This is a genomic window from Spiroplasma ixodetis (assembly GCF_059729505.1).
This window is the reverse complement of sequence record NZ_AP038353.1, coordinates 686,786-708,513: the sequence shown is the minus strand read 5'-3', so window position 1 is coordinate 708,513 and position 21,728 is coordinate 686,786. Positions and strand designations below refer to the sequence as shown.

The window sequence follows — 21,728 nt, the reverse complement described above, 5'->3', positions numbered from 1 at the left end:
TTGTTTAATAAAATACATCGTTTATAAAATTTTGGGTTATTAAAAATTAAAGTAACATAGTTTAATCCATTTCATTGACCTCTAACACTATAATATAATTCTTTATTACCTTTTTCGTAATATTTTTATTCAATAGCATTACTTAGTTTTACTGTTAATTTCACATAATTGGATTTATCTTTCATTTTTATAATTCCTTATAATTGGGTTTGCTTATACGCATCTTGTTCATGTTTTGTTAATTTTATATTTTCTTGATAATCTCAATTCATAATATCTTGTACTAATACCATTAATGCACCAATAATTTTAGGTGTTGCTAAGGAATTGGTTAATAATTGTTTTGGGTTTAAATAAAAATTTTCTACACTTACTAATACTTTTTTATTATTTAAAAATTTCTTAAAATATTTTAATTTTTTTTTATAAATATTTTTACATTCTAAAATAGTTTTTGCTTGGAATGTTTCATGAAAAATAATATTATTAGTTTCATTTGAATATATAACAATTCCGTTATTGCCAATACCAGCTGGGTCAATACCAATCTTTATTTCATATTGCATTATTAATCAAATTCTCCATTTTTAATTTCATCTCTTAATTTAATAATAAATCCGAATATTAATTACTTCTTTTTTAAAATCTTCTCTTAATTTTTCTATATTATTTAAATGTTCTTTTATTATTACTTGATTACGTTTTTTATTATATTCATTAATAATTTCTTGGTCTTTATAAAAAATGGTTTTTGTTTATTCATATTTATACCTCCTACTTAACCTAACATTTAAAATACAGTCATAACAAATTGCTTTATTATTTTTGTCTCTTAAAAAGTTTTGTCTTGTTTTTATATCATCATTATTAAAGAATAAATAATCTAATTTATGTTGTTTACATGTTCAACAAAAATACTTTTTCATAATAGTTCTTTCTAATATATTCTGTTGCTTGTAGCATAAAGAATATATATTTTTATTTTTATATTATTAATACTATTCGTTTTATTCATTCCAGAAATTCTGGGCTCAAAAATAAATTGTGAAATTTTAAAAAACATTGAGGCATTTGATTCAATATTTATTTAATTTGTGTTTAACAAATTAATATTTTAATTGAACCGGCACCGCTCAATTTTTTTTTACAAGTTTGAAATTTATTTTCTCGCCCAAAAAAACTTTTTTAAAAAAAATAAAAAATAAAACCAACACTTGCTCACTGGGGAGTGGCAAGGTTGGTTAAATAAAGAATAGAATTAATATAGTAGGTTCACTAAGCAGGTCTATATATACTAGTTTCCAATCCGCTCCCACCCCAAGGATTACCATTAAATGGTTAGTATATTTTATTAGGTATCACTCCGCTTTTTATTTATCCATGCAAGTCCACATGCTCTAGCTACTATTTTTAACAACTGTGTTGTAGTTCACTTTTTTAGTTCCCTAACACGTGTTGATAATAGTGTTAAAGAGGTTTATTAAAAATTTTAAAATTTTACAATTACAAAAAAAGACAAGAATTTTATTCTCGTCTTTTATCAATTATTTTTAATTTAAGGGTTTAAAAAAGAAAGGAGCTATTTTTAAAACTTTTTAGTTATTGACATCTTCGACACGTTCCCAAAAGAAATTATCAATAAATTTTGTAGTTTAAATAAAATTAAAGACATAGAAATAATAAGAAATTTTTTAATTTTAAATATTTTTAGATCAACTTTTATTAAACCCCTTAGTAAGGTAATAAATCAACATGGTAAAATATTTTACAAAAATTTTTCAGAACTTTTAGTAAACGTTAATATTTCTGAAGATAAAAATGATATAAGAAATAGTTTTGAAAAATTTAAAGATTCTTTAAACTTTAATAATTATGGAATTTTCTTATTGTCTAATAATTTAATGTTTATCGCTAATTTACCAATTTATAACTTTGATGATATTTTTTTTTGCAATACCTTTCCCACCAATAGGATTTTTATGTTTTTTAAAGCCAGGGTATATAATTAAGTCTTTTTGCGAAGAAGAAAAATATGAATTTACATTTATAAAATCAACTAAGATAATTTATGATAATAAGGGTTATTGTAGTATTAAAAGTGTATTTGATTATGACGAATCTAAAATTAAATTAGATAATATAACCTTTTGATTCTCTTATTTTTTATTAGCGCTCTGATTTACTAATTATGGTTTTAATAAAGTAGAAATATATTTTATTGGCAACGAAAACTCAATTGAGTTGTTTATGGAAGTTTTAAGATCTAATAACTTTTTTCAAAAACGAAAAGATTATGTTAATAATACTGATAATTATAAGAATAATACTTTTTTTGTTGTAACAAAAGAAGAAGATAAATTTTAACTTGGTTTCGGATTTTTTTATATCATTAAAAAAATAAAACTGGAATCATTAATTATCAAAACCTATACTATAATTTGGTTCATAAAATAAAATAATGGTTTTTAATTTAGTAAAGTCAATTAAAGACTATTGTGCTAAACTCTATAATTATAAAACTTTTGTTAATCTTCTTAATTTAATATTAGATTATATTAATCAATTAAAAACAATTAATATTTATTGTGTTCAAATTTTTGAAATAGTAGAGATCAATAAACTATTAGGTAGAAAATTTTTGAAAAAAATGTAAAAATTAAAACAATTAAGTGTATTTTAATTTAAAGAAGTATAACTATTTTAATATATTATACTCTCTTATTACTTTTAATGTACCAAAAAATACTCAGTCCTAGGTTCTTTAAATCATTGATGTTTACTCCTATTTTTGATATAAATAATTTGTATTTAAAATAATACAAATTATTTATTGAAAATAAAAGAATATTATTCTTAAATATTTGGTAGTTTTAAGAACTTTATTCACTAAAATAAAGTTCTTTTGATTTTAGTATACAATTAAATTATACGTTTGAAGAAAGGTTGGTTGATAATGCAATTTTTTAAAAAGAAGCATATAGAACAAAAAACAACAACCATGTTTAAACAATTTTCGCAACTATCGAAAGAAGAAGTTATCCAACAATTAGATGGTAGTATGTACGGATTAAAAAAAGAAGAAGTAGAAGACAGACTTAAAAAATATGGTAAAAATGTTTTTTCTCATAAACGATTTGTTTGATACAAAAAATTAATGCACAATATTTTTAACCCTTTTATTATTGTTTTAATGATAATAGTTATCTATAATTTTATTAGTTACAGTATTATTGATACTAATACTGATAAAAATGTTGATTTGTACAGTGCTATTATTGTTTTAGTAATGATTATTTTGAGTGTTTTTATATCTTACTTTCAAGATTATCGTTCCTATAAATCTTCAGAAAAATTACGACAATTAATTGAAACAACAGCCAGTGTTTTTCGATTTAGTAATAAAAATAAAAAAATTGATTTTAATGATTTGAATAGTGTTGCCAATTTTACAAAAGAAGTATTAATTGAAAATTTAGTACCAGGTGATATTATTTTCTTATCTTCTGGTGATATGATTCCTGCTGATGTTCGAATTTTAGTTTCAACCGATCTATTTATTAATCAATCGGCACTAACTGGTGAAACATTTCCTGTTGAAAAACACTCTATTAATACTAAAGATGATAATAAAAAAAGTAGTATCCTAGAATTAGAAAACATATGTTTTATGGGTACTAGTATTGTTTCAGGTGGTGCTATTGCTATTGTTATTGCATCAGGTGTTAATACTTATTTTGGATCAATTGCTAGTGCAGTAACTAGTAAACGTCCTGTTACTAGTTTTAATAAAGGTATTAAAAAAGTTACTTACATTCTTATTGGTTTTATGTGTGTAATGGTACCATTAATATTTATTGTTAATGTAATTACTAAAAATAATATTTTAACAGCGTTAATATTTTCAATATCAGTTGCTGTTGGTATTACCCCTGAAATGCTACCAATGATTGTTAGTGCTAACTTAGCAAAAGGTGCAATTAGATTATCACATAAAAAAGTAATTGTTAAAAATTTAACTAGTATTCAAAGTTTTGGTGCAATGGATGTTTTATGCACTGATAAAACTGGTACTTTAACTGAAGATAGAATTGAGTTGGTTAAACACTTAGATCCAGAAGGTGTTGAATCAAACAAAGTTTTAGAAATGGCATATTTAAATAGTTCTTTACAAACTGGATTAAAAAATAATATTGATAAAACAATTGTCCAACACATTAAAGCTCATCATAATAAAATAGTTGAAATGCCCTATCGTAAAATTGATGAAATACCTTTTGATTTTATAAGAAGACGAATGTCAATAGTAGTTTCAAAAAATAAAATTAATAATACTTTAATTTGCAAAGGAGCAGTAGAAGAAATATTAAAAATTTGTACTAAAGTTGAAATTGGAGGGAAAGTAATTGCCTTAACTGATAAAATTAAAGAAAATGTTTTAAAATTAAGTACGGAATTAAATAATGATGGTTTACGAGTAATTGCAATCGGTTATCAAGATTTTGCTAGTGACAAAACAATTTTTAAAATAGAAGATGAATCTAATTTAGTTTTATTAGGATATATAGGCTTTTTAGATGTACCTAAACCTAGTGCTATTAAAGCAATAACAACTCTTAATCAACACGGAATTGATGTTAAAATTTTGACTGGTGATAATGAAATTGTTACTAAAGCAATTTGTAAAAAGGTGGGGTTAGAACTAGGAATTCCTTTATTAGGTAGTGACATTGAAGATATGAATGATCAACATTTACAAGCATTAGTAAATAAAACTACTATTTTTGCGAAAATGGACCCATTACAAAAATCAAGAATTATTGATATTTTAAAGTTAAATGGTCACACTGTTGGCTTTTTAGGTGATGGTATTAATGATGCTGTTGCTTTGCATCACGCTGATGTTGGAATATCTGTTAATAGTGCTACAGATATTGCCAAAGAAGCATCTGATATTATTTTATTAGAAAAAGATTTAGATGTTTTAGAGCAAGGAGTGATCAGTGGTAGAAATACTTTTGGTAATATTTTAAAATATATTAAAATTACTATTTCTTCTAATTTTGGTAATTCATTAAGTATTTTAATTGCTTCAATTTGATTACCTTTTTTACCAATGATGGCAATTCAAATTTTACTACAAAATTTATTATATGATATTTCTCAATTAGCAATTCCTTGAGATAGGGTTGATGAAGACTTTATTAAAAAACCACAAAAATGAAATGCAAAAAGCATTTTACCTTTTGCATTATGGAATGGACCGCTAAGTTCAATATTTGATATAACCACCTTTTTATTTTTAGGATACGGTTTACATATCTTTGCTAATTTTGCTAATGTAGATCCTAATAGTGCTGCTGGCATATATCAACAATCATTATTTCATACTGGATGATTTATTTTAGGAGTTACTTCACAAACATTAATTGTACAATTATTACGAACTTCTAAGGTACCTTTTATTCAAAGTATGCCATCTCATCAACTATTTTTAACAACAATTATAATTACTGTTATTGGCATTAGTATTCCATATACAAAATTAGGAGCTACTATTGGTTTAACACCAATTCCTTTAATTTTTTATGCTTATTTAGCTGGCGTTGTCATTGTTTATTTCATTGCTAGTCAATTATTAAAAATGATATATATAAAGGTTAATAAACGCTGATTGTAAACTAAATTTTAATTTTAAGATAAATGTATTGGATTTTTTTAAAAATTATGATAAAAATAAGTTTAAAACTAAAGAAATTTTTTGTATTCCTGTTACTTTTAATAAAGTAACAGGAATTTCATATTATAGATAGGAACGGATAAAAGTATGCTAACATTAAATTACCTTATTGATCAATTTCAAAAGAAAAAAATTAAATTTTCTATTATTGAAGATTTTATGAATAATCCAAACATTAGTGATGAGGAAGTTATTGGTTTAGATAATAACAATAGAAATGCCCTTCATAATAGTTTTTTTATTAGATTTAGATGAAGGAGCAGAAATAGAAGATGAATATAACTATGATCCACACGAGGAAGGTTGAGAAACTTCAAGTGAATTAATAGAATTTACAACTAATAAAATAAAATTTATTAATCAATTAATAAATTTTAAAAAAAATGATAAAATTTTTTTAAATCAACAAGATATTGAAAGAAATTAACCTTTACATTTAGCAATTATGAAACAATATATTGTAGACTGAAAACTTGGAGGAGAGTTTAAAAATATAGCAAAGCAACTAATTAATAATTCACAAGTTAATCCCAATTTAGTAAATTTGCAAAATGAAACTCCATTTTGCAAATTATTAATACAAGAAATTAATAAAGTTGATACATATCCGACAAATAAAGAAATTCGTGAATTAGTTAATGATTTTCAAAATAATTCTCATTTTAATATTAATAGTGTTAATAATAAAAATCAAAATCTTTTACATATTATTGCTAAAGAAGGTAATAAAACTGATTTTAGAATTAATTTTGCCATCACCAAAAAAACTAATTTTTATCAAATAGATGATAATGGTAATATACCTTATGAAATAGCAATCCTAAACAACAATTTTGATATGTTAGAAATAATAGAAAATTGCAAATATTTTGATATTAATACACCTATTGATGAGTATAATAACACTATATTACATAGAGCAATTAGAAGTAATAATAAAAAAATTATAAAAACACTATTATTAAAAAATGAAAATGGTGATTTAGAAATTAATTTTGATATTAAAAATAAAAATAATGAAAAACCTTTTAAATTTGAAGATATGATAATTGATTTATTACATCAATTACCAAGAAATCGAAATCGAAATCAAATGATGATTATTGATTTTTTAATAACAAATGAATGTAATTATAATAATTATATAACTAGAGAAGGATTAACTTGATGAACTTTAGCTATTAAATATAACTTAAAAGAAGTTACTAATTAGTTGGTTAATAGTGTATTAACTGATATTAACAAAATAGATAGTAATCCTTTTAAAAATAATAATGGAAATTATCCCCACATGTACTAGTGTATAGGAAAAAATGAATTGAAATGAATTCAATAGCATATTTCAAAATGAAAACGATTGTTTGAAATATATAGCGAAGTTGAAAGTAATGAAATGTATCAGGTGTGCTTCTTCTAGTTTGAATGTTTCTGATTTGAGAAGAATAAGATGTTTGAAATGTCACAAACACCTTTGACATCTTGGTTTTATCTCATCTTTAGATGAATAAACACAAAGCATGGTATACCATCAACAGATGTTGCAAGGGAATTGGGTGTGACATATAAAACAGCTTGAAGAATGGGTCATGAAATCAGAACTAGAATTTGGAATCAAGATGCAGGGTTCATTAATGATGGCAAAGCACAGATGGATGAAATGTATCTTTCACATGTAGGTTTTATTCAACAAGGAAGATCATTGTTGAATAAAACCTTGATTGTTGGAGTTTATGAGAAAACCAGCAACAAACTAATTGTGAAAGTATTGAAAAAAGCAGATGAGAAAAACCTTTTATGATTTGCATTGAAACACATTTCTACTGGGTGTTGTTTGTTTACGGATTCTTGGAAGGAATATGGAAGTTTCAAAAACTTCTATCACAAACATGAAATCGTAAATCATGAAGTTGGGTATGTGTCATCAACAGGTGTAAACACAAACCAGATTGAATCTGCATGAAAAAAAATCCGACGAACTTTCCGAACACACATAAAAGTTTCAAAACACAATATTCATTTATATGCAGCTTCATTTGCATATAAATTCAATAAGATACCTAGTTTTGAAACTATAATTTTGTGTTTGATTTAGATACATGTGGGGATAATTTTCTAGATAGGCTTTTATCTCCATTTATGTAATAAAATTTAAAAATAGTACATAAAGGGATAAAAGCCAATAAAAATTATCTTTTTGATAATGAGATAAAAGAAGAAGTAGATAGTATGTTAGATGATTTATCATATGTTGATTCAAAAATTATAATATCTATTAAAAAAACTTCCAAATTGTCCTAATTTTAATGAATTACAAAAAGATGTTTTAGAACAACGAGTAACTGCTTTCCATAATTTCAAAAAATATCAAACTGATCAAAATTTATCTGATAATGAAAAAGCAATTTTTAAGATATACCTAGATGCAATATTAAATGAAGATGATACAAATTGATCAGAAGAAAAGAAAACAGATTTTAATAAAGTAAAAGAATGATTAACAAAAGAAGAAGTTAACAAAGAAAAGCGTAAATTAGAAAATACAGAAAAAAATGATAGCGAAAAAAGAAGAAAGTTATCAATTGGATAACTACTACTAAAACTTTTCTTAAAAATTAATATTTTAATAAAAATAGCTGTAAAATAATAGTAAATAGTTTCCGTATTATTTATAAAAATAGATAAAAATTATTGTAAAGTTAATTAAATTTGTTAATATTGTTACATTTTATAAATAAAAATATTTTTATTTTTCAAAATATATATTAATTTTCTTTATTATATTAGATTTAAGGGAGCAAAAATAAATGAAAAAAATACAAATAATAACAATATTATTATTTATTTTAACTATTCTATTTATAATTTATGGTTTAATTATCATAGATTTTTGTGATTATCATTCTCATATTCGTAATCAAACAACGTTAAAGTTTGAAAATATAGAAAGAAATGGATTTCAAATATTAGCTACAACTAGCATATATCATATTTTAGAATATTCACCAAAATACGTATGTTATATAAGTAAAAATATTGGAAATTATTATAATTGAATAGAATTACAAATTTGAGTTATTTTCTGTATAATTTTAGTAACTTTGGTAATGTTTAGTAATCTGTGTAACTTACAAAAATAACTATGTTTAATTAATTCTAGTAAATAAAATTAAATAACTAGAAAGAGTGAGTTACGTATGTCTAAAAAACAAAATATTAATAATAATGATCCAATATCAAAAGCAGTAGATTTATTATTAGAAAATACTGAAGATTTAACAACCGTATTTAAAGAGGGAGGTTTATATAAAGAATTAACAAAAAGATTAGTTGAAAAAATGTTGAATTCTGAAATGCAAAATTATTTAGGATATGAAAAAAATCAACATAATAATAGTGATAATGCTCGCAATGGTATAAATTCAAAAAAATTAATAACCCAACAAGGTAAAATTGAGATTAATGTACCACGAGATCGTAATAGTAATTTTGAGCCAGTAATAGTTGCAAAAAGACAAAGAAGATTTGATGGTTTTGATCAACAAGTTCTTTCATTATATGTCAAAGGCATGACTTTATCAGATATTAGAATGCAGTTACAAGAGTTATATCATGGTGCTGATATTAGTGAAAGTGTTATTATTCAAATTACTGATGATGTTATTGATGATGTTAAAGCATGACAAAATCGGCCATTAGAAAGTGTTTATCCGATTGTTTATTTTGATTGTATAGTAGTTAAAGTACGAAAAGATAAACGCATTATTAACAAATCAGTTTATATAGCATTAGGAGTTGATTTATAAGGTAAAAAAGATTTTTTAGGTTTATGAATTAGTGAAAATGAAGGTTCTAATTTTTGATTATCTAATTTCACAGAAATGAAAAATCGAGGCTTAAATGATATTCTTATTGCTTGTAGTGACAATTTAACAGGAATGTCAGAAGCAATACAATCAGTTTATCCTAAAACCGAACATCAATTATGCATAGTTCATCAAATTAGAAATAGTTTAAAATATGTTTCATACAAACATAGAAAATAACTAGTTACAGATTTAAAACCAATTTATAGTGCATGTAGCGAAGAACAAGCAATGCAAGCTTTAGAAACTTTTGAAAGTAAATGAAATAAACAATATCCTCAAATTGCTAAATCGTGATATAAAAATTGAGATAATTTAATGGTTTTTATTATTTATCCTGCAGAAATCAAAAGAGTGATTTATACAACAAATGCTATTGAATCTGTTAATAGTCAATTACGAAAAGTTATTAGAAATAAAAAAGTTTTTCCAAATGATATGGCAGTTTTCAAAATATTTTACTTAGCAATTGAAAATATAACAAAAAAATGAACAATGCCCATTCAAAATTGAAATACAGCAATTGCTCATTTTATGATAAAATTTGAAGATAGAATTAATCTAAACTAGTAAATTTGTAAAACAAAGATACACAGATTATTAAAAAGCCTCCCAATTTTATTTTATGTAATTACCTTATTAATTTTTACTAATATTTGTTTAAAAATAAAAAATAAAAGAAATAACAATTTTTGAGATGCAATCGAAAATTGTGAAATAATTAACAATTACTATATTCATTAAAATTTAATAATTTATATTTATTATTATTTCAATACTAATAATAATATATTATTTTTTACTATTATTATTTTTCTACATTTCAATAATGTTAAATGTTATTATATTTATATAGTTTAATACTACCCTAAAATAATAAAAAATTGTCTAAAGTATTTTAAAATTCAAAAATTAGATAAATATTCTTTATTTTTTTTATTTTTACATTATTTCATTGGTTGGTATAATAATAATTTCATTTAAAGTATCATCAGCAGGTAATTCAATTGCTTGTTTTATTGTTAGTGCTATTCGTTCGGCAGATATGCTATAATTTTTATAATATTCTTTAAATTCAGAACTAAATTCTTTATTAGTTACTCTATTGAATAATTCATTATTAATTGCTCCAGGTGAAATTACTGTAATTCTAATATTAGTTTTATCCTTTGCTACTTCTTCTCTTAATGATTCACTAATTGCTCTAAATGCTCATTTTGTTGCTGAGTAAACTGCTTCACCAGTATGAGCAAAATGACCAGCAATTGATGAAATATTAATGATATGACCTGAATTTTGTTGATACATTAATGGTAATGATGCAGCAATACCATAAAGTGTTCCTTTAATATTGACATCAATTGTTTCATCTCAGTCTTTAATGTTTTTTTGTTTTAAAGATGTTAGTATCATAATTCCTGCATTATTAATGCAAACATCAATTTTATTAAATTTTTTAATTGCAAATTGTGCTAGTTTTTCTACCTCATGATGTTTGGTGACATCAGTTACTAAATAATTTGCTTCACCATTTTTATTTTTAATACTAGTAACTAATGCCTTAAGTTTTTTTTCTCTTCTTGCAGCTAAAATTAATTTATGACCGGCGCTTTCTAATAACTTAGTTGTTTCCATAACAATACCACTAGAAGCCCCTGTGATTACGATGACTTTTGATTTCATGTTTATTCACCTCTAAACTATTGATCAACAATGATCATTTTTTTATTTTTAATAATTAATGCAATTAAAATTGCTTTTAAAAGAAATGTTTAATAAATGTATGTATAATTAATGAATATTAAATTAAAGAAAAAATAATGATTTACAAAACTAAGTAATTGTAAATTCTCTGCTTAAGAAAATAAAGAAGAAACAGGCGTAAAAAAATGGTAAATTATAAAAAAATTAATTGATTTATTTTAGCAATTATTATTCTTGGGTTTTTATTTATGATAATTGGATTAAGTTTACTTACTAGCAAAGTGTTAATAGGAGGTCATACAGAATTAGTCACTAATGGTTTTGGATTAATCGCAGGAAAATATAAAGAGTATTCTCATTTAAATGGAATTTTAGATGTATTTAATAATAATTTAAATGATTGATTTAACATTTCAAATGTAAGATGTGGTGTTGTTTTTACAATATTTTTAACTCCTATATTTTTATCTATAAGTATAATTTGTTTTTTATATAATTATTATATTTTTAAATTTTCTAAAAATTAAAATAACAATAACATTATTTTTGATAAATATTTATTAGAACTTATGTATTTTTATTTAGTTAATTAATGAATCTAATCATTATTATTAAAATGAGCAATTTTGACAGTATATTCAAAAGTTTCACTTGAAGTTACATCAACAACTTTGCCTTCAATCATTACCTTTATTGTTATTGGATAATTCATTTTGTAATTTAAAAATTGATCACCTACTAAAATTGCTTCTATTCTGCATTTTTCTAAATGTTCTTTAAATGAATTTTTTAAATTTGGAATAGTAACATTGTTTAAAGCATTACAGAGTCATAATAAGGTTTTATTAATACTGGCTTGATTATAAGCCGCTTGAAACAAATTACTCATATAATCTAATATTACTTGTTCAGTGATAATGTTATATTTTTTTCTGTTGTTGTTTTTCTATCCCTTACTGCAAACATTCCACTTGGATAGTCATTATTTTTAATAAGAATATTCTAGTGAGTGGTGATAAGTCTAAAAGTTGAGTAATATAAATATTCATACTATTTAAGTTTTCTTTAATTTGATTAACATCATTAAAATCAAAAACAGGTACTTTATATCTTACCGTTTCATAATTATTATTAGTGTTATTTTTATTTTTATTATAATTTTAATTTTTTCATTGATATTTTTATTGTTCATTAGTACTTCTCCTTTTATTTAATAATATAACCTAGGTTATTTAGTAATACTAAATTGACCTAGGTACTAAGAAAATATAAAAAATATTATATTTTATTAATTACTAAAATTATTTAATTACGCTTTTTTAACTGCTTTAACAGTAAAGTGGAATTTAACTGATGAACTAGCAGTTACTTGTGGCGCATTAGGTACGGTTGCTACAACCTTAAAAATGAAATACATTTTATAATCTAGTTCATCTCCTGAAGCTATATATGCATTTAAACATTTTTTTGTATGTTCTTCAAATTGATTTTCTAAATCGTTAATAGAAACATCTGTTTGACTAGCAATTGATCATCCTCATTGTTGACCTTGTGCTAATATATATGCTTTTGGAGCTGTTTCTTGAAGTCTAGTAAGTAAATATTGTGGTACAATTGTTGTTATAACAGCACTTGTTACTAATACGAATGTTCCATTTGGATATTGTTCATTTTTTAAAAACGCAACTTTTTCTGTAGCTGGTAAAGCTTCTAATATTTGATTAATATATGGAACCATACTGTTTAAGTTAGCTTGCACACTAATAGGATCAACGTTATCTAGTACATTAATATTATTACTATCAGTATTTCCAGTAGTAGTTGTATGTTCAATTTTTAAATGCCCTAAAATTAATGTAGTTTTTTGCATATTTTATTCTCCTTTGTTACTAAAATAAATTATTATTTTTAGTTTTAGTTTATTTTAAGATTAAGATTTACCTAATGTAATATTTTTTTATTTTTAATATCGATAATAGTAAGATATTTATAATAATGTGAAAGTGATATTAGATAAAAATATTTTTTGAAAATATTAATTTAAGTCTATAATTGAAAAAAAGAATATACAATAAAAAAATAATGCCTTCATAAAAATATAAATTTTTCTAATATTTTATTTTAATAATGTTTAAAACAAAACTAATCAAAAACAATTATTTTTTAAAATATTATCAATATTATCACTAGTTAAATTTGTATAGGAAATTATCCCCACATGTACTAGTGTATAGGAAAAAATGAATTGAAATGAATTCAATAGCATATTTCAAAATGAAAACGATTGTTTGAAATATATAGCGAAGTTGAAAGTAATGAAATGTATCAGGTGTGCTTCTTCTAGTTTGAATGTTTCTGATTTGATAAGAATGAGATGTTTGAAATATCATCAAACATTTAGTATTCTTCATGACACCATTTTTAACAAGTCACAAACACCTTTGACATCTTGGTTTTATCTCATCTTTAGATGAATAAACACAAAGCATGGTATACTATCAACAGATGTTGCAAGGGAATTGGGTGTGACATATAAAACAACTTGAAGAATGGGTCATGAAATAAGAACTAAAATTTGGAATCAAGATGCAGGGTTCATTGATGATGGCACAGCACAGATGGATGAAATGTATCTTTCACATGTAGGTTTTAAAAAACAAGGAAGATCCTTGTTGAATAAAACCTTGATTGTTGGAGTTTATGAGAAAACCAGCAACAAACTAATTGTGAAAGTATTGAAAAAAGCAGATGAGAAAAACCTTTTATGATTTGCATTGAAACACATTTCTACTGGGTGTTGTCTATTTACGGATTCTTGGAAAGAATATGGAAGTTTCAAAAACTTCTATCACAAACATGAAATCGTAAATCATGAAGTTGGGTATGTGTCATCAACAGGTGTAAACACAAACCAGATTGAATCTGTATGAAAACAAATCCCACGAACTTTTCGAACACACATAAAAGTTTTAAAAGACAATATTCATTTATATGCAAATAAAGCTGCATATAAATTCAATAAGATACCTAGTTTTGAAACTATAATTTTGTGTTTGATTTAGATACATGTGGGGATAATTTCCTATATAGGCTTTTATCTCCATTTATGTGATAAAATTTAAAAATAGTACATAAATGGAGATAAAAGCCTATGTATATTATAATGATTTTATTATTTATGTTATAATCAAGAAAATTATTATTACTATTAAAAATAAATCAGTATTGGAATTTTTTAAATATTAATTTGTGGGTGCTTTAATGACAAGAATGGAAAAGTATAAAAGTTTACGTGAACAAATTGCTAAAGAAATTAAAGAAAATAGTAAACTTTGAGAACAAGAACAAAAAATAGAAAATTATTATCAGCAACTAATAAAAATTGATCAATCATATTTTGAGCCAATTTTTCAAAAATTAAATTCTGATTTAAATTTAGTTAATTTTGAAAATTATTTTATTAAAAATAATGAACAACATTTAGATGATAATGATAAATTAATATTGGAAAATATGTTAGAAAATATTAATAATATTTTAAAAAAATATAGTGAAAATATTGATTTTGAAATAGTTGATGTGCCATTAATAAGTACTAACTTGGAATATCAAACGTTAATTAATAGTATGCATAATAAAATAAATGAATTTCAAAAAGACTTAGAAAGTAAAATTCATGATGTCAAAAATTTTGTTAAAAATTTAGAATTTAAATATAAAAAGTATAAAATAAATAATAGTGATCTTAATAAAGGACTAAAAAAAATTAATCAAGAACATAATAATTTTCAAGATGAATTACAAAAAATTAAAATTAAGCATAATTATAAATGAAGTTTAACAGTATTTAGTATTATCATTATTTGTTTAATTTTAATAGTCGTGTTAGTATTATCATTAATATTATTTATTAAGTAGAGAATGGAGGAAAACAATGTACCCAAAGATTAATATTGCAATAGATGGTCCAGCAGCTAGTGGTAAATCAGCAGCAGCATATTTGCTTTCTAAAAAAATTGATTATCAATTTATGGATACAGGAATTATGTATCGTATTTTTACTAATCATTGTTTAAAAAATAAAATTGCTTTTGAAAGTGAAGAAGAAATACTTGCAGCACTACAACTTTTTGATATAAGATGGGTTAATGGTCAGTTTTTATTTAATGATCAACCACTAACAGAAGAAATTTATGATAAAAATGTTACTAGTAAAGTACCAATAATTGCTTCGTTATCTGAAGTTAGAAAAGTTATGGTTGCTAGAATTCAAGAAATGGTTAGAAGTAAAGGCTTTATTGTCGTTGGCAGAGATATTAGTAGTGTTGTTTTACCTGATGCTCAATTAAAGATTTTTTTAACTTCTAGTTTACACGCTCGTAGTGAAAGAAGATATAAACAGTATATTAAAGAGGGTATTAATATTACGCAAGAACAAGTATATAACGATATGGTAATTCGTGATAATGTTGATAAAACTCGTAGCACTGGGCAACTAGTAATTGTTGAAGATGCAGTTATTTTAGATAATAGTGATTATAATTTACAAACGACCGTTGATAAATTAAAAATTTTATATGATAATTACTTTAGTCATAAAAAATAATATTTTAAATATAAGGATTTGAATAAAATGAATAAGTTACCAAAAGTAGTAATTGTAGGACGAACTAATGTTGGTAAATCTTCAATTTTTAATCGTATATTACAAAAAAAAGTAGCAATAATTGAAGATATGCCTGGAGCAACTAGAGATCGAATTTACGGCATTGGTGAATGATTAACACAAAATTTTGTGATTATTGATACGGGTGGTATTACTAAAACGATTACTAATTTTACTCAACAAATCAATCAACAAGTTAATATTGCTTTAGCTGAGGCTGATATTGTTTTATTTGTTTGTTCTTATCAAGAAGGTCTAACTCACGAAGATGAAGATATTGCCAAATTATTATACAGAACTAAGAAACCGGTTATTATTATTGCAAATAAATATGATAATGTTCAAAAAGATAATGCTAAAATTTATGATTATTTAAAAGTTGGCTTTGGCGAACCAATTTTATTATCTGCTAGTCATGGTGTTGGTTTTGGTGATTTATTAGATATGATAATTACTAAGTTACCAAAAGAGGTTCATACAGAAAAAAAAGAAAATATTAATTTAGCAATTATTGGTCGTCCCAATGTTGGTAAATCAAGTTTAGTTAATACTATTCTTCAAGAGAATAGAGTTATTGTTTCACCAATAGCAGGAACAACAACTGATGCTATTGATAGTAATTTTGTTTATAATAAAAAACAATATTGTGTTATTGATACTGCGGGAATTCGTAGAAAAGGAAAAATTACTGAAGATTTAGAAAAATATAGTTTAATTAGAACTACTAATGCCATTGAACGTAGTGATATTGTTTTGTTTTTATTAGATGGTAGTGTTGAAATTCAAGAACAAGATTTAACAATAGCAGGAATAGCAAAAAATTTAGATAAGCCAGTTATTATTATTGTTAATAAATGAGATTTAGTTAAAAAAAATGAAAAAACAATGCAAGAGTTTACTAAAAAAATAAAAGAAAAATTTAAATATCTTGAGTATTCTTTTGTTGTATATTTATCTGCTTTAGAAAATACTAGAATTCATACTTTATTTGCTACTATTAATGAAGTATTAGTTAATATGAATTTAAGAATTAAAACAAGTATTATTAATGAAATAATTAATAAAGCTCAATTAATTAATGAGCCGCCTTACTTTAAAGGTGGTAGATTAAAGATATATTACACAACACAGGTTGAAAAAAATCCGCCTACTTTTATTTTAATGGTAAATGATCCACAACGATGTCATTTTTCTTATGAACGTTTTTTAATTAATCAAATTCGTGAACGATTTGGTTTTCAGGGTGTACCAATTAAATTAAGATTTAGAATGCGTAAGTCATTGTATAATAAACAATAAAAAAGTGTAAAATTTTGTGATTATATTTATTTTAAAGAAAATTATTGTATAATAATATTTATTAAGATAAAAAACTAATGATTAGAAAGTGTAAATGATTATGCTAAATTTTTTAACATTAGAATCGCACAATAAAAGTTTATCAACATCGGCAATGTGAATAATGTTTATCATTGGTTTGATTTGTATTGGTATTATTTTTCTTGTTTTTTTTATTTAAAAGAAAATTACGTAAAGAAAGAAGCCTGATTAACGAGCAATTTTTATTTAAACCAAAAAAAGTTACATATCAAGTTTTTCATTTTTGAAATAAAGTTCTTTATATATTTTTAATTTTTTGTGCAACAGTTGGTGCCATTGTGCTATTATCAGTTTCAATAAGTTCAATGTTTTAATTTTGAAAAATTAAGAAAAAGTTTTAGGAAGGGGTTAAAATATGGGTTTAGTTTTCTGAAAAAAAACATAAAGAAAAAAATCAAACACAAAATAGTAATATTGAATTAAAAACCTCAAAAGAAAAAAGTCCTTGAAATAATGTTTTAAAATTTTTACAAGACTTAGGTAAAGCATTACAGTTTCAATCGCAGTATTACCATTCGCTGCTATTTTAAACAGATTTGGAGCATTAGGACTTACATTTACTACTACAACTGCTGCTGGTGTTATGCATGTTACTAATGAAGTGGGTTATTGAATTTCATATATTATTCAACAACCAGAAAAAATAGTATTTGATAATTTACCATTATTATTTGCTTTGGGTTTAGCATTTGGTTTAGTTAAAGATCATCGTGGTGAAGCTGCATTAGTTGGAGCAGTATTTTATTTGACAATAGTTGCAATGACGTCAATTGAACAATCATTACCAGAAATGTTATATAAAAATGTTTTAACTTTTACATCAAGTAAAGGTGAAAAATTTTCGTCATTATTTTATGTAGAAGAATTTGGAACAGATGGTAAAACTATTATCGGTGGTATTTATGTATTAAACATTGGTGTTTTTGGTGGAATTGTAGCGGGGTGTTTATCTGCAGTTTTATATAATAAATATAAAGAAATCAAACTTTCTCAAGCGTTATCATTCTTTGGTGGTAGAAGATTTGCACCAATGGTGGCTTTAGCAATAACTATTCCCACTGCTTTGGCATTTGCTATTGTTTGACCATGAATTCAATTAGTATTAATGAAATTTGGTCAATTAGTTGCTAATCCAAATAATCCACCAGTTGCTATTCCAGGAACAACTGTTTATGGAATATTAAATCGTTTATTATTACCTTTTGGATTACATCAAATCTTAAATACTTTTTTTTGATTTCAATTACCAATTAATGGTCAGATAATATCTCCAATTACAGGTGCTGCATCTGGAACAACGGAATGAGTAAATGGAGACATTAATGCTTTTACTAGAGGTATTGAAGGATCTAGATTTTTTCAATCAGGTTTCTTTCCTATTATGATGGGTGGTATTCCCGCTGTTGCCTTAGCTATGATTATGGCAACTAAAAAAGAAAATAGAAAAATGGTATCAGGATTTTTAGGAGGAGTTGCTTTAGTTTCTTTTATTAGCGGAATCACTGAACCCATTGAATTTTCATTTGTATTTATTGCCCCTTTATTATTGGTAATTCATGTCTTATTAACAGGGATATTTATTGCAATAACGACAGCATTGCATATCCAAGTTGGTTTTGGTTTTAGTGCTGGAATTATTGACTATTGCATTTCTTTTGCTCAATCATGCTACTGGTGCTTATCATATTACTTCAAATCCACTATGAGTATTATTATTAATTGTGGCTGCTGGTGGAGTTTATTTTATTGTATTTTATACATTAATTACTAAAATGAATATTGAAACACCAGGAAGAGAAGAAGATTTTGGTGTTGAAGAAAGTAAAGTAACAACAAAATCAGAGTTAAGCAATAAAAATCTTAAAACTGATAAATATACACTAATGTCAACAAAATTAATTGAAGCAATTTGTACAGATAATTTTGTTGAAATTGATAATTGCGCTACTAGGTTACGTTTGATTGTTAAAGATACATCACGTGTTAATTTGGCAAAAGTTAAGGTCGAAGGAGCATTTGGTACTAAAATTTTAAGTAAAGAAGTTTTGCAAATTGTTATTGGTACCGATGTTGAACATGTAGCCAATGCAATAAAGGCACAGTTACAAAATTCAGCAACTTTGAATATTAAAACTAAAGTTAATCTATAATTGAAAGTGATTATTACAATATAATATTAAAGTTACTAGAGCTCATATAACTATTTAATAGCTATATGAGCTTTTAATTGATTAAAAAAGATAGGAGTAAAAATAATGTCAGTAGGTAAACATTTAATTACTAACATTTTACAAAAAATAAAATCACAAGTACCAACATTAACTAAAGAAGATATTATTACTGCACTTAATATTATTTATATAACTTGTTCAGAATATAATGCTATTGATAGTTCTATTAGTAATATTGCCAAATATTATCAACAATAAGATGAAAAATTTGATAGTCAATTGTTTAGAAAAAATTTGCATAGTTCTTTGCAATATATTGATCAAGCCAATTTATACAGTTTGAAAAGTTTGATTTCAATTATTTTAATAATTAATGTTTTTAATCATCCTTTATTATTTAGTGATTTTAGTGATTTTATTAAAAAAAATATTACTAATATTGAATTTATGAAAACAAAAATAGAAATCCTGAAAAATGATAATATTTTTTGGCTTTTATCCCTTTATGTACTATTTTTAAATTTTGGATGGGTTACACTTTATTGGACACTAATTACGTAGACAAGTGAACAAATTAGTTAAAAGAAAGGAATTATAATTATGGCCAATATTAACTCATATTCAGATGAATTTAAAAAATAAATAGTAGCTTTATATCAAAGTGGTAAGTCAGTGTCTTGTCTTGCTAAAGAGTACAATGTTACAAGAGCAACTACTTATAATTGAATTAAGCAATTTACTAATTCAGGCAGTTTTAAAACCAAAGATAACCGTTCTATTGAAGAAAATGAATTAATTAAATTAAGAAAAGAATTAAGACAATTAATAATGGAAAATGATATTTTAAAGCAAGCAGCACTAATAATAGGCAGAAAATAGAAATTATTACTAAAAATAAAGTTAAATATAAAATTCGTACAATGTATCGTTTTTTAAAAATATCTAAATCAACATATTATTTTAATTTCAAGAAAAAAGAAGATAAAATTCAAAATAATATGTATGATGAAACTGTTATTAGTGCTTTTAAAGAAAATAAAGAAGCTTATGAAACAAGAAGATTAAAAGTTGTTCTAAAAGAAAAGAAAATTAATTTATCAAGACGAAAAATTAAAAAAATTATGAATAAACATAATTTAATATCAAAATACACTAAATTATCATAAAAAAATTATCATAATAAAGTCAATGATAGTCAAATTACTAATCTTGTTAATAGAGACTTTAATAATAGGCTTAAAAATGAAGTTATTGTTAGTGATTTAACTTATGTTCAAGTTAATGGTAAATGAAACTATATTTACTTATTAATCGACCTGTACAATCGCGAAATTATTGAACATAGTGTAGGTACTAAAAAAGATGCATCATTAGTATATCAAGCATTTATGTGCTCAAATCGTTGTTTAAAAAATATTCAAATATTTAATAGCGATCGCGGTAATGAATTTAATAATAAAAGTTTATCAATAGTTTTATTAGCCTTCAATATTACCCGCTCTTTAAGCAAAAAAGGTTGTCCTTATGATAACTCTGTTGCTGAAGCAACTTTCAAAACTTTCAAAACAGAGTTTAATAATGATAAAAATTTTACATCATTAATCCAATTAAAATTAGAATTATTTGATTGTATCAATTGATACAACAACATAAGAATCCACAGCACTCTAAACTACTTAACCCCCATAAAACACCAAGCACAAATGTCTACCAAAAAAACAGTCTTAAAAAAGGTTGCCATTCCACTATTTCATTTACAAAAGTAAGAAATAAATTAGATAATGCTACAGATAATATTGGTATTATTGGTAAAGCATTATATTAATTACCAGCAGCAATAAGACCTAATTTAATGTATATTATTCAAGAAAAAATGCCAACAGTTGAAGAAATTAAAGAAGCAAGAGCAAAAAATTATAAAATTGATGAAACTAATATTAATGCTACTTATCAAAGTACTGATTATGATAATATGAATATTTTAGATTTACAAGATGAAATTTATTATAAAAATTTAGGAAAAATTATTATGGCTGGTGATAAACCTACTAATGCTGAATTAGATACTGCAATAGTAAAAGTTGGTAATAATGGTTTTGAATCAACTAAAGCAACATATAGTAATATAACTGATACATCTGCTATTATGACTGTTAATAAAACTGATTATTATGGAACAGTAAAATTAAGTTTTACAAAGGCATAAT

At 24.0% G+C, this 21,728-nt stretch carries 22 protein-coding genes and 1 pseudogene; 19 read left to right on the top strand and 4 right to left on the bottom strand.

Features of this window, described 5'->3' with window-relative positions:
• Nucleotides 1-197 precede the first annotated feature (197 nt).
• Nucleotides 198-566, bottom strand: a complete 369-nt coding sequence (locus tag AC6I4F_RS04655) for a hypothetical protein (protein WP_497874597.1) — start codon at nucleotides 564-566, stop codon at nucleotides 198-200.
• A gap of 1,369 nt (nucleotides 567-1,935) precedes the next feature.
• On the opposite strand from AC6I4F_RS04655, the gene AC6I4F_RS04650 reads away from it, so the two are divergent.
• The 7 genes and pseudogenes from AC6I4F_RS04650 to AC6I4F_RS04620 all read left to right on the top strand — a co-directional run bounded on the left by AC6I4F_RS04650 (nucleotide 1,936) and on the right by AC6I4F_RS04620 (nucleotide 10,170).
• Nucleotides 1,936-2,364, top strand: a complete 429-nt coding sequence (locus tag AC6I4F_RS04650; protein WP_497874596.1) for an acylphosphatase — start codon at nucleotides 1,936-1,938, stop codon at nucleotides 2,362-2,364.
• A 589-nt stretch (nucleotides 2,365-2,953) separates the two neighbouring features.
• A complete protein-coding gene (mgtA, locus tag AC6I4F_RS04645) occupies nucleotides 2,954-5,677 on the top strand; it encodes a magnesium-translocating P-type ATPase (protein WP_497874595.1) in 2,724 nt (907 codons plus the stop codon).
• A gap of 277 nt (nucleotides 5,678-5,954) precedes the next feature.
• The gene (locus AC6I4F_RS04640) at nucleotides 5,955-6,164 is read left to right on the top strand and encodes a hypothetical protein (RefSeq protein ID WP_497874594.1); all 210 of its coding nucleotides are present in this window, start codon (nucleotides 5,955-5,957) and stop codon (nucleotides 6,162-6,164) included.
• An 18-nt stretch (nucleotides 6,165-6,182) separates the two neighbouring features.
• On the top strand, nucleotides 6,183-6,950 hold the full coding sequence (locus AC6I4F_RS04635; RefSeq protein WP_497874593.1) for an ankyrin repeat domain-containing protein: 768 nt from the start codon (nucleotides 6,183-6,185) through the stop codon (nucleotides 6,948-6,950).
• A 100-nt stretch (nucleotides 6,951-7,050) separates the two neighbouring features.
• Nucleotides 7,051-7,245 carry a hypothetical protein gene (locus AC6I4F_RS04630; protein ID WP_497874592.1) on the top strand — a complete coding sequence of 65 codons (195 nt, stop codon included), beginning with the start codon at nucleotides 7,051-7,053 and terminating at the stop codon, nucleotides 7,243-7,245.
• On the top strand, nucleotides 7,194-7,829 hold the full coding sequence (locus tag AC6I4F_RS04625) for an IS1595 family transposase (RefSeq protein WP_497874591.1): 636 nt from the start codon (nucleotides 7,194-7,196) through the stop codon (nucleotides 7,827-7,829). The genes AC6I4F_RS04630 and AC6I4F_RS04625 overlap by 52 nt, the downstream gene beginning before the upstream one ends.
• A gap of 1,102 nt (nucleotides 7,830-8,931) precedes the next feature.
• Nucleotides 8,932-10,170, top strand: a pseudogene (locus AC6I4F_RS04620) (IS256 family transposase).
• Between the two features lie 372 nt (nucleotides 10,171-10,542).
• Here the strand turns inward: AC6I4F_RS04620 and AC6I4F_RS04615 are convergent.
• A complete protein-coding gene (locus AC6I4F_RS04615) occupies nucleotides 10,543-11,283 on the bottom strand; it encodes an SDR family oxidoreductase (protein ID WP_497874590.1) in 741 nt (246 codons plus the stop codon).
• A 206-nt stretch (nucleotides 11,284-11,489) separates the two neighbouring features.
• On the opposite strand from AC6I4F_RS04615, the gene AC6I4F_RS04610 reads away from it, so the two are divergent.
• A complete protein-coding gene (locus tag AC6I4F_RS04610) occupies nucleotides 11,490-11,831 on the top strand; it encodes a hypothetical protein (RefSeq protein WP_497874589.1) in 342 nt (113 codons plus the stop codon).
• Between the two features lie 71 nt (nucleotides 11,832-11,902).
• Here AC6I4F_RS04610 and AC6I4F_RS04605 read toward each other — a convergent pair whose 3' ends face one another.
• Both AC6I4F_RS04605 and AC6I4F_RS04600 read right to left on the bottom strand, forming a co-directional pair.
• Nucleotides 11,903-12,193: a hypothetical protein gene (locus AC6I4F_RS04605; RefSeq protein WP_497874588.1), complete on the bottom strand. Its 291-nt coding sequence runs from the start codon at nucleotides 12,191-12,193 to the stop codon at nucleotides 11,903-11,905.
• Between the two features lie 420 nt (nucleotides 12,194-12,613).
• Nucleotides 12,614-13,174 carry a hypothetical protein gene (locus tag AC6I4F_RS04600; RefSeq protein WP_497874587.1) on the bottom strand — a complete coding sequence of 187 codons (561 nt, stop codon included), beginning with the start codon at nucleotides 13,172-13,174 and terminating at the stop codon, nucleotides 12,614-12,616.
• Between the two features lie 370 nt (nucleotides 13,175-13,544).
• Between AC6I4F_RS04600 and AC6I4F_RS04595 the strand changes: the two genes are divergently transcribed.
• The 11 genes from AC6I4F_RS04595 (at nucleotide 13,545) to AC6I4F_RS04545 (ending at nucleotide 21,727) form a co-directional block, all read left to right on the top strand.
• On the top strand, nucleotides 13,545-14,366 hold the full coding sequence (locus AC6I4F_RS04595) for an IS1595 family transposase (protein ID WP_497874586.1): 822 nt from the start codon (nucleotides 13,545-13,547) through the stop codon (nucleotides 14,364-14,366).
• Nucleotides 14,367-14,553: 187 nt separating this feature from the next.
• Nucleotides 14,554-15,222: a hypothetical protein gene (locus tag AC6I4F_RS04590; RefSeq protein ID WP_497874585.1), complete on the top strand. Its 669-nt coding sequence runs from the start codon at nucleotides 14,554-14,556 to the stop codon at nucleotides 15,220-15,222.
• A 16-nt stretch (nucleotides 15,223-15,238) separates the two neighbouring features.
• Nucleotides 15,239-15,910: a (d)CMP kinase gene (gene cmk, locus AC6I4F_RS04585; protein WP_497874584.1), complete on the top strand. Its 672-nt coding sequence runs from the start codon at nucleotides 15,239-15,241 to the stop codon at nucleotides 15,908-15,910.
• Between the two features lie 27 nt (nucleotides 15,911-15,937).
• A complete protein-coding gene (gene der, locus AC6I4F_RS04580) occupies nucleotides 15,938-17,269 on the top strand; it encodes a ribosome biogenesis GTPase Der (protein ID WP_497874583.1) in 1,332 nt (443 codons plus the stop codon).
• A gap of 568 nt (nucleotides 17,270-17,837) precedes the next feature.
• Nucleotides 17,838-19,121, top strand: a complete 1,284-nt coding sequence (locus AC6I4F_RS04575; protein WP_497874665.1) for a PTS transporter subunit EIIC — start codon at nucleotides 17,838-17,840, stop codon at nucleotides 19,119-19,121.
• Nucleotides 19,006-19,500, top strand: a complete 495-nt coding sequence (locus AC6I4F_RS04570) for a PTS transporter subunit EIIB (RefSeq protein WP_497874582.1) — start codon at nucleotides 19,006-19,008, stop codon at nucleotides 19,498-19,500. The genes AC6I4F_RS04575 and AC6I4F_RS04570 overlap by 116 nt, the downstream gene beginning before the upstream one ends.
• Before the next feature lie 105 nt (nucleotides 19,501-19,605).
• The gene (locus tag AC6I4F_RS04565) at nucleotides 19,606-19,779 is read left to right on the top strand and encodes a hypothetical protein (protein ID WP_497874581.1); all 174 of its coding nucleotides are present in this window, start codon (nucleotides 19,606-19,608) and stop codon (nucleotides 19,777-19,779) included.
• Between the two features lie 414 nt (nucleotides 19,780-20,193).
• Nucleotides 20,194-20,400, top strand: coding sequence for a hypothetical protein (locus tag AC6I4F_RS04560; RefSeq protein ID WP_497874580.1), 207 nt, complete (start codon nucleotides 20,194-20,196; stop codon nucleotides 20,398-20,400).
• 41 nt (nucleotides 20,401-20,441) lie between these two features.
• Complete coding sequence (locus tag AC6I4F_RS04555; RefSeq protein ID WP_497874579.1) at nucleotides 20,442-20,687, top strand: IS3 family transposase; 246 nt, start codon at nucleotides 20,442-20,444, stop codon at nucleotides 20,685-20,687.
• Nucleotides 20,688-20,720: 33 nt separating this feature from the next.
• Nucleotides 20,721-21,287: an integrase core domain-containing protein gene (locus AC6I4F_RS04550; protein ID WP_497874664.1), complete on the top strand. Its 567-nt coding sequence runs from the start codon at nucleotides 20,721-20,723 to the stop codon at nucleotides 21,285-21,287.
• A 107-nt stretch (nucleotides 21,288-21,394) separates the two neighbouring features.
• Nucleotides 21,395-21,727 carry a hypothetical protein gene (locus AC6I4F_RS04545; protein WP_497874578.1) on the top strand — a complete coding sequence of 111 codons (333 nt, stop codon included), beginning with the start codon at nucleotides 21,395-21,397 and terminating at the stop codon, nucleotides 21,725-21,727.
• The last annotated feature ends 1 nt before the right edge of the window (nucleotide 21,728 follow it).